Raw genomic sequence first — 13392 nt, 5'->3', positions numbered from 1 at the left:
GGGAGTTTTCCCATGTTGCGTACCTTCCTGCTGTTCGCCGCTTTCTTCGGTTTCACCGGGGTGGGCCTCGGTGCCTTCGCCGCACACGGCCTGAAGAGCCGCCTGAGCGCCGACTACCTGGCGGTGTTCCAGACCGGCGTGCACTACCAGATGCTCCACGCCCTGGCGCTGCTCGGCGTGGCGCTGCTCTCGGCGCATGTCGGCGGGCGCCTGGTGGGCTTCGCCGGCTGGTTCTTCGTCGCCGGCATCCTGATCTTCTCCGGCAGCCTCTACCTGCTGACCCTGACCTCCACCCCGGTGCTCGGCGCCATCACCCCGATCGGCGGCGTCTGCTTCCTGGTTGGCTGGCTGTGCCTGGGCCTGGCCGCGTGGAAGCTCGGCGCCTGACCCGGACGTCAGAAACGCCGGCCGATGTCCTCCCTGCGCCTTGGTCATCGCCGGCTATCGGGCTAGAATGCCGACCCTTCCAACCGCGACGGTCCTGCCCATGCTTATCCAGTTGAACGGCGAACCCTACGAGCTGCCCGACGGCCAGAGCGTGGCCCACCTGCTCGAACGCATGGAGCTGGTCGGACGCCGTGTCGCGGTCGAGCTGAACCTGGACATTGTGCCGCGCAGCCAGCACGCCGCCACCGCCCTCAAGGAGGGTGACCAGGTGGAAGTGGTGCAGGCCATCGGCGGCGGCTAGGCCGTCGCCCACCGCATTCAGGCCCCGCCCCACCTGCTTTTGCTGAGGAACGATCCGATGAGCCAAGCCTCTTCCACCCTGCCGGTCGACAAGCCCTTCACCCTCGCCGGGCGCACCTACGCCTCGCGCCTGCTGGTGGGCACCGGCAAGTACCAGGATCTCGACGAGACCCGCCGCGCCATCGAGGCCTCCGGCGCGGAGATCGTCACCGTGGCGGTGCGCCGCACCAACATCGGCCAGAACCCGGGCGAGCCGAACCTGCTCGACGTGATCCCGCCGGACCGCTACACCATCCTGCCGAATACCGCCGGCTGCTACGACGCCGTCGAGGCGGTGCGCACCTGCCGCCTGGCCCGCGAACTGCTGGATGGCCACAACCTGGTCAAGCTGGAAGTCCTGGCCGACCAGAAGACCCTGTTCCCCAACGTCGTGGAAACCCTCAAGGCCGCCGAAGTGCTGGTCAAGGACGGCTTCGACGTCATGGTCTACACCAGCGACGACCCGATCATCGCCCGCCAGTTGGCCGAGATGGGCTGCATCGCGGTGATGCCGCTGGCCGGCCTGATCGGTTCCGGGCTGGGCATCTGCAACCCCTATAACCTGCGCATCATCCTCGAAGAGGCCACGGTGCCGGTGCTGGTCGACGCCGGCGTGGGCACCGCCTCCGACGCCACCATCGCCATGGAGCTGGGTTGCGAGGCGGTGCTGATGAACACCGCCATCGCCCATGCGCAGCAGCCGGTGATGATGGCCGAGGCGATGAAGCACGCGATCGTCGCCGGTCGCCTGGCCTACCTGGCCGGGCGCATGCCGCGCAAACTGTACGCCAGCGCCTCTTCGCCGATGAGCGGCCTGATCGGCTGACCCCGGCCCGGCGCCCCGAGCGGGCCGGCTCGCCAGCAGCGGGCCGGCCCGTCGTCACTTTCACTGCCCCGATTTTTTCCAAGGTCCGAACATGAGCGATACCCAGCAGCCCCAGGCCGAGCAGGCCACCGACCGGCCGATGCGCACCATCAAGAGCTTCGTGATGCGCGCCGGACGCATGACCGAGGGCCAGCAGCGCGGCCTCGACCAGGGCTGGCCGCGCTTCGGCCTGGAGCTGGCCGACGGCGCCCGCGACTTCGACCAGGTGTTCGGCCGCCAGGCGCCGCGCACCTTCGAGATCGGCTTCGGCATGGGCCACGCCACTCTGGAGATGGCCGCCGCCGCGCCGGAACAGGACTTCATCGGCGTCGAGGTGCATCGCCCGGGCGTCGGCGCGCTGCTCAACGGCATGCTGACGCAGAACCTCGACAACATCCGCGTGTACAGCTGCGACGCCCTGGAAGTGCTGCGCGACTGCGTGGCCGACGCCAGCCTCGACCGCGTGCTGCTGTTCTTTCCCGACCCCTGGCACAAGGCGCGCCACCACAAGCGCCGCATCGTCCAGCCGGCCTGGGCGGAGCTGGTGCGCAGCAAGCTGAAGATCGGCGGCGTGCTGCACATGGCCACCGACTGGGAGCAGTACGCCGAGCACATGCTGGAAGTGATGAACGCCGCGCCCGGCTACCGCAACCTGGCCGCCGACAACACCTACGTGCCGCGCCCGGACGAGCGCCCGGTGACCAAGTTCGAACGCCGCGGCGAACGCCTCGGCCACGGCGTCTGGGACCTGAAGTTCCAGCGCGTCGACTGACCCCGCGACACCCCGCAAGGCCTGCCCGCGCAGGCCTTTTTCATGGACGACAGAACAGACCGGGACCACCCGGCGGCCAGGACGGCCACCTCACCTCGCAAGCTGAATCTCGAACCAGCGGCCCCGCGCCGCCACGACAATAACAGCGACGGGCAGGCAGCCCGCCGCAAAGGAGACTGCTGTGCTGAACAAAGTTGCCGTACTGCTGCTGGCCGCCGCCTGCGCGCTTCCCGCGCAGGCCAAGGTGGACGCGAACCAGGCCGCGCGCCTGGGCCAGGAGCTGACGCCACTGGGTGGGGAAAAGGCCGGGAACGCCAGTGGCAGCATCCCGCCCTGGACCGGGGGCATCACCACGCCGCCGCCGGGTTACCAGCCGGGTATGCACCACCTCGACCCCTTCGCCGCCGACAAGGAGCTGTACCGCGTCGACGCGAAGAACCTGGCGCAATACCAGGCCCTGCTCAGCCCGGGCACCCAGGCGTTGCTGCAGGCCAACCCCGACTATTACCTGCGCGTGTTCCCCAGCCGGCGCAGCGCCTCGCTGCCGCAGCGTCTGTACGACGCCACCCGTTTCAACGCCGAGCACGCCGAGCTGATCGCCGACGGCAACGGCGTACAGGGCGCGGCCGCCGGCGCGCCGTTCCCGATCCCGCAAAGCGGTCTGGAAGCCATCTGGAACCACATCATGCGCTACCGGGGCGACCAGCTGCACATGGTCACCAACCAGGCGGCGGTGCTCGCCAGCGGCGACTACAACCTGCTGAAGATGGAGCGCGACGCCTACTTCGTCTATGGCCGCGAGGGCATGACGCCGCAGCAGCTGAACAACACCCTGTTCTTCTACAAGTACACGGTGGTGGCGCCTTCCAAGCTGTCCGGCTCGGCGCTGCTGGTGCAGGAAACCATCGACCAGGTCCTCGCCACTCGCCGCGCCTGGCGCTTCAGCCGCGGTGAGCGGCGCGTGCGGCGGCTGCCGAGCCTGGCCTACGACAGCGCCCAGCCGGACACCTACGGCCTGGCCACGGCGGACACCGTGGACGTCTACAACGGCGCCCCGGACCGCTACGAATGGACGCTGCTCGGCAAGCGCGAGATGCTGGTGCCGTACAACAGCTACCAGGTGCACCAGAAGGGCATTCCCTACGAGCGCATCCTTGGCCGCAGCACCCTCAATCCCGAGCTGCTGCGCTACGAGCCGCACCGCGTCTGGGTGGTCGAGGCGAGCCTGCGCACCGGCTACAGCCATCCTTTCGCCAAGCGCCGCTTCTACCTCGACGAGGACAGCTGGCAGATCCTCGGCAGCGACATCTACGACGCCGATGGCAAGCTGATCCGCGCCCAGGAAGTGCACCCGGTCAACTACTACGACGTGCCCATGGTCTCCAGCACCCTGGAGGCGCTGTACGACTTCGCCGGCAAGCGCTACTTCGTCGACGGCCTGGACAACAACGAGCCGATGTACGACTTCCACGTGAACCTGGGCCCGCGCGACTTCACGCCGCAAGCGCTGCGCCGCGAAGGCAACTGATCCGGCAGGGGCTCATTCGATCAGTTCTGCGCCCAGCACCGTCGGGTCCGGCAGGCGCGCGGGCGCCGGGCTGATCTGCAGGTACTTGATGCTTTCCCGGGGGATCATCAGCAGGTCGCCGTCCACCTCGATGCTGAGGAACGGCGACTCAAGCTGCTTGCGAATGCCCCGGGCGACCTCCAGCGGGTCGTCGCTCTGCTGCGGGAAACGCAGCGCCAGGCGCTGCCCGTCGGTGAAGTGCAGGTACAGGTGCTTGATCGGTTTCATGGCGTTTCCCCGGCTGCGTGTTGGCTACTGGGGAAACACTAGCAGCCCGCGTCAGCTGCGGTCGGCGATCATGCCGATGATGAAGAACAGCAACAGCAGCACCGGCGCCAGGGTGTAGTTGTTGAAGTAGCTCAGGCCGTGGGCGACCCAGGGCGTGACGAAGACCATCGCCAGGCCGTAGCCCACCGCGCAGATCAGCACGAACAGCAGGGTGCGGAAGACGAAGTTGAGGCTGCCGATGCGCTGCTGGATCCAGGCGTTGATCGCCGGGCCGAACAGCACCAGCAGGGTGGCCATGATCGCCAGGGCGATATCAGACAGATGGCTGCGGCTCCAGCGCGAGGCGCTGGCGATCAGGTCGAGGACGAAGTCCATGCAGGCTCCTTGGACGAAGGCGGTCGCCGGGGGAGTTTACACGTCCCCCGGTCCGGGTGGCATCAGGGCAGGAAGTGCTGCAGCAGGTCGTTGAGGAACAGCTGGCCGCGCTCGGTTGGGCGCAGGCGGGCCGGGTCGTCGGCGAGCAGGCCCTTGGCGCGGGCGGCGCGGCAGGCTTCGGCGATGCTCGCCAGGGGCTGGCCGGTGCGCTGTTCGTAGAGTTCGGCGGGGACGCCGTCTACCAGGCGCAGCGCGTTCATCATGAACTCGAAGGGCAGGTCTTCCGCTTCCAGGGGGCGTTCGCCGGCCTGGAAGGCCTTGTCCGGGTTCAGGTAGTCCTTTGGCAGGCGGGTCTTCCAGGTGCGCAGGATGCGACCCTCGGGGCTGCTGAGCTTGGCGTGGGCGCCGGCACCGATGCCGAGGAAGTCGCCGAAGGTCCAGTAGTTCAGGTTGTGCCGGGCGCGCAGGCCGTCGCGGGCGTAGGCCGAGGTCTCGTACTGCAGGTAGCCGGCTTGCGCCAGGCGAGCCTGGCCGGCCTCCTGGATTTCCCAGAGGGCGTCGTCCTCCGGCAGCTCCGGCGGCTGGCTCCAGAACACCGTGTTCGGCTCCATGGTCAGCTGGTACCAGGACAGGTGCGTCGGGGCCAGGGCGATGGCCTGTTCCAGGTCGGCCAGGGCGTCGGCCACGCTCTGTTCGGGCAGGCCGTGCATCAGGTCGAGGTTGAAGTTGTCGAAGCCGGCCCGGCGCGCCATGTCCGCCGCGCGGATCGCCTCGTCGCCGTCATGGATGCGGCCCAGGGCCTTGAGCTTGGCGGCCTGGAAGCTCTGCACGCCAATGGACAGGCGGTTGATGCCCAGGGCGCGGTAGTCGGCGAACTTGGCCTGCTCGAAGGTGCCGGGGTTGGCCTCCAGGGTGATCTCGATGTCGTCCTCGAAGCCGACTTCACGCTCCAGGCCTTCGAGGATGCGCCCCAGGGCATTGGCGGAGAACAGGCTGGGGGTGCCGCCGCCGAAGAAGATCGAGGTCAGCCTGCGGCCGTGGACGTGGCGCCGGTCAGCCGCCAGGTCGGCGAGCAGGGCCTGGACGTAGGCATCCTCGGGCAGCTCGGGGCCGGCGGCGTGGGAGTTGAAGTCGCAGTACGGGCATTTGCGCACGCACCAGGGGATGTGCACGTACGCCGACAACGCTGGCAGGCGGAAGGCGGAAGCCAGGGGCCCGCCTTCGAGCCCGTGGCGTCCTGCCTGGCTCATAGTCCCAGCCGCTGCTTGAGCAGGGCCATGGCGCGGGCGCGATGGCTCAGGCGGTTCTTCTGCTCGGGCGGCAGCTCGGCGCTGGAGCACTCGGCTTCCGGCACCCAGAACAGCGGATCGTAGCCGAAGCCGTGCTCGCCGCGCGCTTCGCGCAGGATGCTGCCTTCCCAGAGGCCTTCGCAGAGGATCGGCAGCGGGTCGTCGGCATGCCGCACCAGGGCCAGCACGCTGACGAACTGCGCGCCGCGCTGCTCGTCGGGCACGTCCTTGAGGGCGTCCAGCAGCTTGGCGTTGTTCGCCGCGTCACCCTTGCCGTCGGCGTAGCGCGCGGAATAGATGCCCGGCGCGCCGCCGAGGAAGTCCACCGCCAGGCCGGAATCGTCGGCCAGCGCGGGCAGCCCGGAGATGCGCGCGGCGTTGCGCGCCTTGAGGATGGCGTTCTCGACGAATGACAGGCCGGTTTCCTCCGGCTCCACGTCGCTGAACTCGCCGATCGAGCGCACCTGCACGTGGGCGCCGAGCATGGCCTGGAGTTCCTTGAGTTTGCCGGCGTTGTGACTGGCCAGCACCAGTTGGTCGAGCTTGATCATTCGTCTGGGTAGATTTCCTGGAGGAACTCGAAGCTTTGCGGGGCTTCGGAACCCTGTTGTACCTGGATGTCGAAGGTCAGGGTGTCACGGCCTTCGATGGGGAACTGGGCGATGTGGTAGACCGCGCCTTCTTCGACCACGCGCTTGAAGGTCAGCGGGATCGGCTGGCCCATGAGGTTCTTGGCCGTGCCGGAAACGGTGACCTGGGCCGGCTTGCCGGCGGCGTCCAGCGGCACGATGTTGACCACGCCCTGGGCCTTGCTGCGCACCACGCCGACCGCCGCGGCCACCTTGGGCTGCAGGAAGCTGGAGTTGTAGACGCTGTAGTGGACCTTGAGGTCCCCCAGGGTCTGGGCCTGCTCGGCGAAGGCCGGCAGGGCGAGGAACAGGCAGAGCAGCAGGGAGGCTAGGCGACGCATGGTTTTCTTCTCCTGGGTTCGGGGCCCCGGGCGGTTCAGACGGCGATGCGGTGGTCCGGCAGGCTTGGACCGCTGACCCGGTAGATACCGATTTCACCCAACAGATTAGGCCAAACTCGGCACACCCAGGAATGACGGTGATCACGGTCCACGGCCAGGCGGTCGAGCACCCGCAGGCGCTGCTCGCGGCACAGCGCCTCGAAGTCCCAGAAGGTGCAGAAGTGGATGTTCGGCGTGTTGTACCAGGTGTAGGGAAGGAACTCCGACACCGGCATGCGGCCGTTGCGCGCCAGGTACCAGCGGCAGCGCCAGTGGCCGAAGTTGGGGAAGGTGATGATGCATGTGCGGCCGACGCGGAGCATTTCCTCGAGGATCTTGTCGGGGTAGTGCACGGCCTGCAGGGCCTGGGTCATGACCACTACGTCGAAGCTGTTGCTGGCGAAGCTGCCGAGGCCCTTGTCGAGGTCCTGCTCGATGACGTTCACACCGCGTTCGATGCATTTGGCGATGTTATCGCTGTCGATCTCCAGGCCGTAGCCGGTCACCTGCTTGTGTTCGGCCAGCCAGGCGAGCAGCTCGCCGTCGCCGCAGCCGAGGTCGAGCACCCGGCTGCCGGCGGGGATCCAGTCTTGGATGATTTCCAGGTCGGCGCGCATGGTCTTCCTTTATACGCTGATGCGGTTCATGTAGCCGCTGAAGGCTTGCAGGTAGCGGGGGATCGGCATGAGGAAGGCGTCGTGGCCCTGCGGTGCGTCGATCTCCAGGTAGCTGACGTTCTTCTTCGCCGCGATCAGGGCGTCGACGATCTCCCGCGAGCGCGCCGGGGAGAAGCGCCAGTCGGTGGTGAAGGACATCAGGCAGAAGTCCGCCTTGACCCCGGCCAGGGTACGCACCAGGTCGCCGTCGTGGGCCGAGGCCGGGTCGAAGTAGTCCAGCGCCTTGGTCATCAGCAGGTAGGTGTTGGCGTCGAAGCGGGTGGAGAACTCCTCGCCCTGGTAGCGCAGGTAGCTCTCGACCTGGAATTCGACGTTGTACAGGTCGTAGTTGAGCTTCTCGGCCTTGCGGTCGCGGCCGAATTTCTCGCCCATGGCGTCGTCGGACAGGTAGGTGATGTGCCCGACCATGCGCGCCAGGCGCAGGCCGCGGCGGGGGATCACGCCCTGTTCCTGGAAGTGGCCATCGAAGAATTCCGGGTCGGAAAGGATGGCCTGGCGCGCCACTTCGTTGAAGGCGATGTTCTGTGCCGAGAGCTTGGGCGCGCTGGCGATGCACAGGCAGTGGCGGACCCGCTCGGGGTAGGTGATGGTCCACTGCAGCGCCTGCATGCCACCCAGGCTGCCGCCGATCACCGCGGCCCATTGGGCGATACCCAGGCGGTCGGCCAGGCGCGCCTGGCTGTTGACCCAGTCTTCCACGGTGACCACCGGGAAGTCCGAGCCATAGACGCGGCCGGTCGCGGGGTTGCTGCTGGTGGGGCCGGTGGAGCCGTTGCAGCCGCCGAGGTTGTTCAGCGCCACGACGAAGAACTTGCGGGTGTCGATGGGCTTGCCGGGGCCGATGCAGCTGTCCCACCAGCCCGGCTTGCGATCTTCCTCGCTGTGGAAGCCGGCGGCGTGGTGGTGGCCGGACAGGGCGTGGCAGATCAGCACGGCGTTGCTCGCCGTGGCGTTCAGCTCGCCGTAGGTCTCGATCACCAGCTGGTATTCGGGCAGCGTCCTGCCGCTGGCCAGGGCCAGCGGTTCGCTGAAGTGCAGCGTCTGGGGGGTGACCAGACCGACGGAATCTTCGGGGAAGACTGTTGGCATCGACCCGGCTCAAGAATAAAAGGAGGGCGCCAGTCTAAAGAGCACCGCCCCCTGCGGCAAGCCGCTGCCCTTCAAGCGTTTCAGGCGCGTTGCGAGCCGGGCAGGGAGACGACTCTGGCCTGGCGTTGCAGCGGCGCCGGGCGGCGCAGCAGGCGGAGGATTTCCGAAGCCTCGGCCAGCTGCTTCTCCAGCTCCTGCTGGTAGCGCCCCATCAGCAGCGAGCGTTCGCGCACCTGCTGGGTCTCCTGGGCCAGGGCCTTCAGGCGCAGCATGTGGGTTTCCAGCAGCTGCTTGTTCTCCAGGGTGTACTGCATCAGCGGCATCAGCGCGTCGGCAGCCCACTGCCCGGCTTCCTCGCGCAGGCGCTGGTGCAGGCGGATGACTTCCTGGGCCAGGGTGGCGAAGAAGCGCCGGGTCAGCAGGCGTTGCTCGGTGAGCAGGGTCTTGAGCTGTAGGCGGAAGCGGTCGGCCTTCTCGCGCAGGCGACCCAGCTCGCGCTGGTAGGCCTCCACGTCGAAGCGCGGGGCGTCCAGGGCCTGCAGCGGGTTTTCCTGGTTGTGCCGCAGGTAGATGGCATCGACCATGCGGTTACCCAGTTCGGCTTCGTGCTGCAGGGTGTGCAGGTCGCCCTCGACGGCCTGGAAGAAGTTCAGGATGGCGTGGTTGATGCCCAGGGTGGTCCAGCTGCCGCGCAGCTTCTCGTGGACCTTGGCCAGGTGCTGTTCCAGGCGCTCGGCGCTCACCGCGCGGCCGAGCAGCTCACCCTGGCGGCGCAGCAGGCGCTGGTTGGTCTTCAGGTTGAGCAGGCGGCGGTGGTGCACGCCGTGGTCGTCCTTGGTCCGCGCGGTCAGCTCGAACAGCAGCTGGCCGCTGTCCTGCTGCTGGTTCTCCAGTTGCGCCTGCTGCTCGCGAACGCGGTCCAGGCGGGTGCGCAGGGTGTGCTGGCTGTTATTCAGCAGGCCCAGCACCTGGCCGAGCACGGCGTTCTCCAGAAGGCGCTCCTTGTCCGCCACTATGCGTTCGCAGAGCAGCGTCTCGAGGCTTTCCAGCTGGCTGCGGGCGAGCAACTCCGGGTCCTTGCGCACCTTGGCCAGCAGCGCCTGCTTGGCCGATAGCGGCAGCACGGCGTCGGTGGCGATGCCCAGCTGGCGGGCGGTGGCCTGGCGGATGCGCTGGATGGCGTTGTGCACGAAGGCGTCGCCGGCGAGGTCGTCCCAGAGCACGTCGATCTTGTTCAGCACCGCGTAGAGGCTGCACTGGCCGTCTTCCACCAGTTGCCGCACGTGCTCTTCCCAGACCGCCATGTCGGACGCGCTGACGCCGGTGTCGGCGGCCAGCAGGAAGACCACCGCCTGGGCGTTGGGCAGCATCGACAGGGTCAGTTCCGGCTCGCTGCCCAGGGCGTTCAGGCCGGGCGTGTCGAGGATGCGCAGGCCGTGGCGCAGCAGCGGGTGGTCGAAGTTGACCAGGGCGTGGCGCCAGGCCGGCACCTGCACGTAGCCGGGGCGGTCGGCGGCCTCGAGCATGTCCGGCAGGAAACCGAGCTGGATCGCCTGTTCCACCGGCAGGGCCTTGGTCCGGGCGGTCTGCGCGAAGGCCTGGGCCATGTTGGCCGGGTCGCTCAGGTCCAGGGGAATGTTCACCCAGTGCCGCGGCACCTGCTTGAAGCGCGCGATGCTGGCGTCGGCCACCCGCGTCTCGATCGGCAGCAGGCGGATGTAGGGGCGTTCCGAGCGCGGGTCGAAGAAGATCTCGGTGGGGCACATGGTGGTGCGCCCGGCGTGGGACGGCAGCATGCGCTGGCCGTACTCGGAGAAGAACAGGCTGTTGATCAGCTCGGTCTTGCCGCGGGAGAACTCGCCGACGAAGGCCAGGGTGATGTGGTCCAGGCGCAGCAGCCGCAGGATGCGTTCCAGGCGCGCGTCGATCTCCGGGCTGTTCAGCCGGCACTGCTCCAGCCAGCTGCGATAGCGGATGATGTCCCGGACCAGTTCCCGCTTCCAGGTGACGTAGGCGTCGATCTGCTGACTGAGTCGTTCCATGCTCATCCAGGCGGGTCCTGTGGCTGGCGCATCCTGCGCGGGAAAGAATGCCTGGATTATGCGGTGACGCGAGATGGCGTCAATTGGCCTTCATCACATTCCTGTCTGTAAGGTCGGTCAAGTCGACCGAATGGCAGCAATTCCCAGTTCGGCCGGCAAACGGGTGGGGCGCGGGATGCGCACGCGCTTCTGCCGGTTCAGCTCGCCGCTTTCCAGCAGCACCGCACTTTTCGGCACGCCGAAGGCCTTGCCGAGGAAGGCCAGCAGGTGGGCATTGGCCTTGCCTTCCACCGGCGGGGCGGTGAGGCGGATCTTCAGGCGCTCGCCGTGCAGCCCGGCGAACTCGTCGCGGCTCGCCTTGGGCTGCAGGTGGCACTCGAGGATCAGGTCCTCGCCGTCCCAGCGGTAGAAACTCATCGGAGTACCGGATTCCTGGAGCGTGCGAGCTGGAGCGAGACGAGGCGGAAACAGTCGGGGATGCGCAGTTTACGTTGTGTAAATGAGCAATCACCGAGTGTTTCCAACGCTGTATCGCCGCCGCGCAGCCGCTCCTCGTTCACATGAAGGGGCTGAGGATTTGCGGCATTCCGGTCATGGCGGCGAGGTTGCCGATCACCAGCATGTCGATCAGCTTCAGCGCGATGAAGGCGAAGATCGGCGAGATATCCAGGCCGCCGAGGTTCGGCAGCAGCTTGCGGAACGGCGCCAGGAAGGGTTCGCAAATCTGGTTGACCAGCTGCGCGCCGGGGTTGTAGCTGCCGGGGGCGACCCAGGAGAGGATCACGCTGATGATCAGGGCGAAGAAGAACACCTTGAGGAACAGCGAGGTCACCGCGATCACCGACCACACCAGCAGTTGCAGGATGTAGCCGCCGACGCCGTAGCCCATCAGGGTCAGGGTGACGATCATCAGCAGCAGCTGGATCAGGATCGCCAGCACCAGCGAGGCGATGTCGACCCCGCCGAAGCCGGGGATCACCTTGCGCAGCGGGTTCAGCAGCGGCTTGGTGGCGCGCACGATGAACTGGCTCAGCGGGTTGTAGAAGTCGGCGCGCACCAGCTGCAGGATGAAGCGCAGCAGGACGATCAGCAGGTACAGGCTGCCGAGGGTCTGGATGACGTAGATGGCGGCGGTGGAAAGTCCGGTCATGTAAGGCTCCTCATTGCCCCAGTTGTTCGGCCAGTTCGGCGGAACGGTGGTCGGCGGCGGCCAGGGCGCGCTCGACCAGCGCTTCGAATCCATTGGCCTGGAAAGATGTGATGGCGGCTTCGGTGGTGCCCTTGGGCGAGGTCACCCGGCGGCGCAGCTCGGCCGGGCCGACGTCGCTGGCCACGGCCATGCGCGCGGCGCCCAGGGCGGTCTGCAGGGTCAGGCGGGCGGCCACCTCGGGGCTCAGGCCGAGTTTCTCGCCGGCGGCGGTCATGGCTTCCATCAGCAGGAAGAAGTAGGCCGGGCCACTGCCGGAGACGGCGGTGACGGCGTCGATCTGCTTTTCTTCCTCCAGCCACAGGGCGATGCCCACCGCGCCCAGCAGTTGCTCGGCCTGCTGGCGCTGGGCCGCGCTGACCTGGGCGGTGGCGTACAGGCCGCTGGCGCCTTCGCCCAGCAGCGCCGGGGTGTTCGGCATGCAGCGCACCAGCAGCTCGGTGCCCAGCCAGCGCGACAGGCTGGCGCAGGGGATGCCGGCGGCGATGGAGACGATCAGCTGGCCCGGTTCGAGCAGCGCGGCCAGGGGCTCGCAGACCTGCTTCATGACCTGCGGCTTGACCGCCAGGACCACCACGTCGGCGCCGGCGATGGCGCTGGCGTTGTCCTCGAACACGTCGATGCCGTGCTCGGCGGCGATCTTCGAACGCTGCTCGGCGCCCGGGTCGCTGGCGCGGATGTGGCTGCCGGGGACGCCCTGGGCGCGCAGGCCGCCGATCAGGCTGGCGGCCATGTTGCCGGCGCCGATGAATGCGATGCGGGTGCTGCTCATGGATGGCTTTCCTTAATCAAGAGTGGGGAGCGTAGTCGCGCGCGCCGAACAGCGCGGTGCCGATGCGCACCCAGGTGGCGCCTTCGGCGATGGCGGCTTCCAGATCGTGGCTCATGCCCATGGACAGGGTGTCCAGGCCAAGGTTCAGGGCAGTCAGGAGTTCGCCCAGGCGGGCGAAGGCGGCGCGCTGGGCGGCGACGTCCTCGGTGGGTTCGGGGATCGCCATCAGCCCGCGCAGCTTCAGGTTCGGCAGGGCGGCCACGGCGTGGGCCAGGGCCGGCAGGTCCTGGGGGCTGCAGCCGGACTTGCTGTCCTCGCCGCTGACGTTCACCTGCAGGCATACGTTGAGCGGCGGCAGCCCGGCCGGGCGCTGCGCGGAGAGGCGCTCGGCGACCTTCAGGCGGTCGACCGAATGCACCCAGTCGAAGTGCTCGGCGATGGGCCGGGTCTTGTTCGACTGGATCGGCCCTATGAAGTGCCAGGTGAGCGCCAGGTCGGCCAGCTCGGCCTGCTTGCCGAGGGCTTCCTGCAGGTAGTTCTCGCCGAAGTCGACGAGGCCGCAGGCGTGCGCCGCGCGGATGTCGGCGGCCGGTTTGGTCTTGCTCACCGCCAGCAGCCGGACCGCGTCCGGAGCCCTGCCGCAAGCTTGCTCCGCCTCACGGATGCGTGTGCGAACCTTTGCAATATTCTCTGCTATCGTGGACATTACCTGCGCTCTAACGCCCGGCTGCTGCAAGTTCAGCGGCATTCTACCTGCTTGCATTGGATTGGGGA

The 13392-nt window shown here is 67.8% G+C and carries 17 protein-coding genes; 5 read left to right on the top strand and 12 right to left on the bottom strand.

Annotated elements, in window-relative coordinates; all coding sequences use genetic code 11:
• The first annotated feature begins 12 nt into the window (after positions 1 to 12).
• The 5 genes from P3W75_RS10365 (at position 13) to P3W75_RS10345 (ending at position 3891) form a co-directional block, all read left to right on the top strand.
• Entirely contained in the window at positions 13 to 387 is a 375-nt protein-coding gene (locus P3W75_RS10365; RefSeq protein WP_276227292.1) for a DUF423 domain-containing protein, read from the top strand.
• Positions 388 to 487: 100 nt separating this feature from the next.
• On the top strand, positions 488 to 688 hold the full coding sequence (gene thiS, locus P3W75_RS10360) for a sulfur carrier protein ThiS (RefSeq protein ID WP_276227291.1): 201 nt from the start codon (positions 488 to 490) through the stop codon (positions 686 to 688).
• A 57-nt stretch (positions 689 to 745) separates the two neighbouring features.
• A complete protein-coding gene (locus tag P3W75_RS10355; RefSeq protein WP_276227290.1) occupies positions 746 to 1552 on the top strand; it encodes a thiazole synthase in 807 nt (268 codons plus the stop codon).
• A 139-nt stretch (positions 1553 to 1691) separates the two neighbouring features.
• Positions 1692 to 2363 (top strand): tRNA (guanosine(46)-N7)-methyltransferase TrmB, encoded by a 672-nt coding sequence (gene trmB / locus P3W75_RS10350; RefSeq protein ID WP_276227315.1) that lies wholly within the window; start codon positions 1692 to 1694, stop codon positions 2361 to 2363.
• Positions 2364 to 2544: 181 nt separating this feature from the next.
• Positions 2545 to 3891, top strand: a complete 1347-nt coding sequence (locus P3W75_RS10345) for a DUF1329 domain-containing protein (protein ID WP_276227289.1) — start codon at positions 2545 to 2547, stop codon at positions 3889 to 3891.
• Between the two features lie 12 nt (positions 3892 to 3903).
• On the opposite strand, the gene P3W75_RS10340 is transcribed toward P3W75_RS10345, so the two are convergent.
• From P3W75_RS10340 to P3W75_RS10285, 12 genes are all read right to left on the bottom strand, one after another.
• Positions 3904 to 4158, bottom strand: a complete 255-nt coding sequence (locus P3W75_RS10340; protein ID WP_276227288.1) for a hypothetical protein — start codon at positions 4156 to 4158, stop codon at positions 3904 to 3906.
• Positions 4159 to 4209: 51 nt separating this feature from the next.
• Positions 4210 to 4533, bottom strand: coding sequence for a DUF3392 domain-containing protein (locus P3W75_RS10335; RefSeq protein WP_276227287.1), 324 nt, complete (start codon positions 4531 to 4533; stop codon positions 4210 to 4212).
• Between the two features lie 62 nt (positions 4534 to 4595).
• Positions 4596 to 5783: a radical SAM family heme chaperone HemW gene (gene hemW, locus P3W75_RS10330; protein WP_276227286.1), complete on the bottom strand. Its 1188-nt coding sequence runs from the start codon at positions 5781 to 5783 to the stop codon at positions 4596 to 4598.
• On the bottom strand, positions 5780 to 6373 hold the full coding sequence (gene rdgB / locus P3W75_RS10325) for an RdgB/HAM1 family non-canonical purine NTP pyrophosphatase (RefSeq protein ID WP_276227285.1): 594 nt from the start codon (positions 6371 to 6373) through the stop codon (positions 5780 to 5782). Before rdgB ends, hemW begins: the two co-directional genes overlap by 4 nt.
• Complete coding sequence (locus P3W75_RS10320) at positions 6370 to 6792, bottom strand: DUF4426 domain-containing protein (protein ID WP_276227284.1); 423 nt, start codon at positions 6790 to 6792, stop codon at positions 6370 to 6372. Before P3W75_RS10320 ends, rdgB begins: the two co-directional genes overlap by 4 nt.
• A gap of 35 nt (positions 6793 to 6827) precedes the next feature.
• Positions 6828 to 7448 carry a methionine biosynthesis protein MetW gene (metW, locus tag P3W75_RS10315; RefSeq protein WP_276227283.1) on the bottom strand — a complete coding sequence of 207 codons (621 nt, stop codon included), beginning with the start codon at positions 7446 to 7448 and terminating at the stop codon, positions 6828 to 6830.
• 9 nt (positions 7449 to 7457) lie between these two features.
• On the bottom strand, positions 7458 to 8597 hold the full coding sequence (gene metX / locus P3W75_RS10310) for a homoserine O-succinyltransferase MetX (RefSeq protein WP_276227282.1): 1140 nt from the start codon (positions 8595 to 8597) through the stop codon (positions 7458 to 7460).
• 80 nt (positions 8598 to 8677) lie between these two features.
• Positions 8678 to 10645 (bottom strand): dynamin-like GTPase family protein, encoded by a 1968-nt coding sequence (locus tag P3W75_RS10305; protein ID WP_276227281.1) that lies wholly within the window; start codon positions 10643 to 10645, stop codon positions 8678 to 8680.
• Between the two features lie 111 nt (positions 10646 to 10756).
• The gene (locus tag P3W75_RS10300) at positions 10757 to 11056 is read right to left on the bottom strand and encodes a DUF167 domain-containing protein (RefSeq protein ID WP_276227280.1); all 300 of its coding nucleotides are present in this window, start codon (positions 11054 to 11056) and stop codon (positions 10757 to 10759) included.
• A gap of 139 nt (positions 11057 to 11195) precedes the next feature.
• Positions 11196 to 11789, bottom strand: coding sequence for a YggT family protein (locus tag P3W75_RS10295; RefSeq protein WP_276227279.1), 594 nt, complete (start codon positions 11787 to 11789; stop codon positions 11196 to 11198).
• Between the two features lie 10 nt (positions 11790 to 11799).
• Positions 11800 to 12618 (bottom strand): pyrroline-5-carboxylate reductase, encoded by an 819-nt coding sequence (proC, locus tag P3W75_RS10290; RefSeq protein WP_276227278.1) that lies wholly within the window; start codon positions 12616 to 12618, stop codon positions 11800 to 11802.
• Between the two features lie 16 nt (positions 12619 to 12634).
• Entirely contained in the window at positions 12635 to 13324 is a 690-nt protein-coding gene (locus P3W75_RS10285; RefSeq protein WP_276227277.1) for a YggS family pyridoxal phosphate-dependent enzyme, read from the bottom strand.
• Positions 13325 to 13392: the final 68 nt, after the last annotated feature.

This window comes from Pseudomonas citronellolis (assembly GCF_029335315.1).
Taxonomy (GTDB): Bacteria; Pseudomonadota; Gammaproteobacteria; order Pseudomonadales; family Pseudomonadaceae; genus Pseudomonas; species Pseudomonas citronellolis_A.
This window is presented reverse-complemented; position numbering and strand designations above follow the sequence as displayed.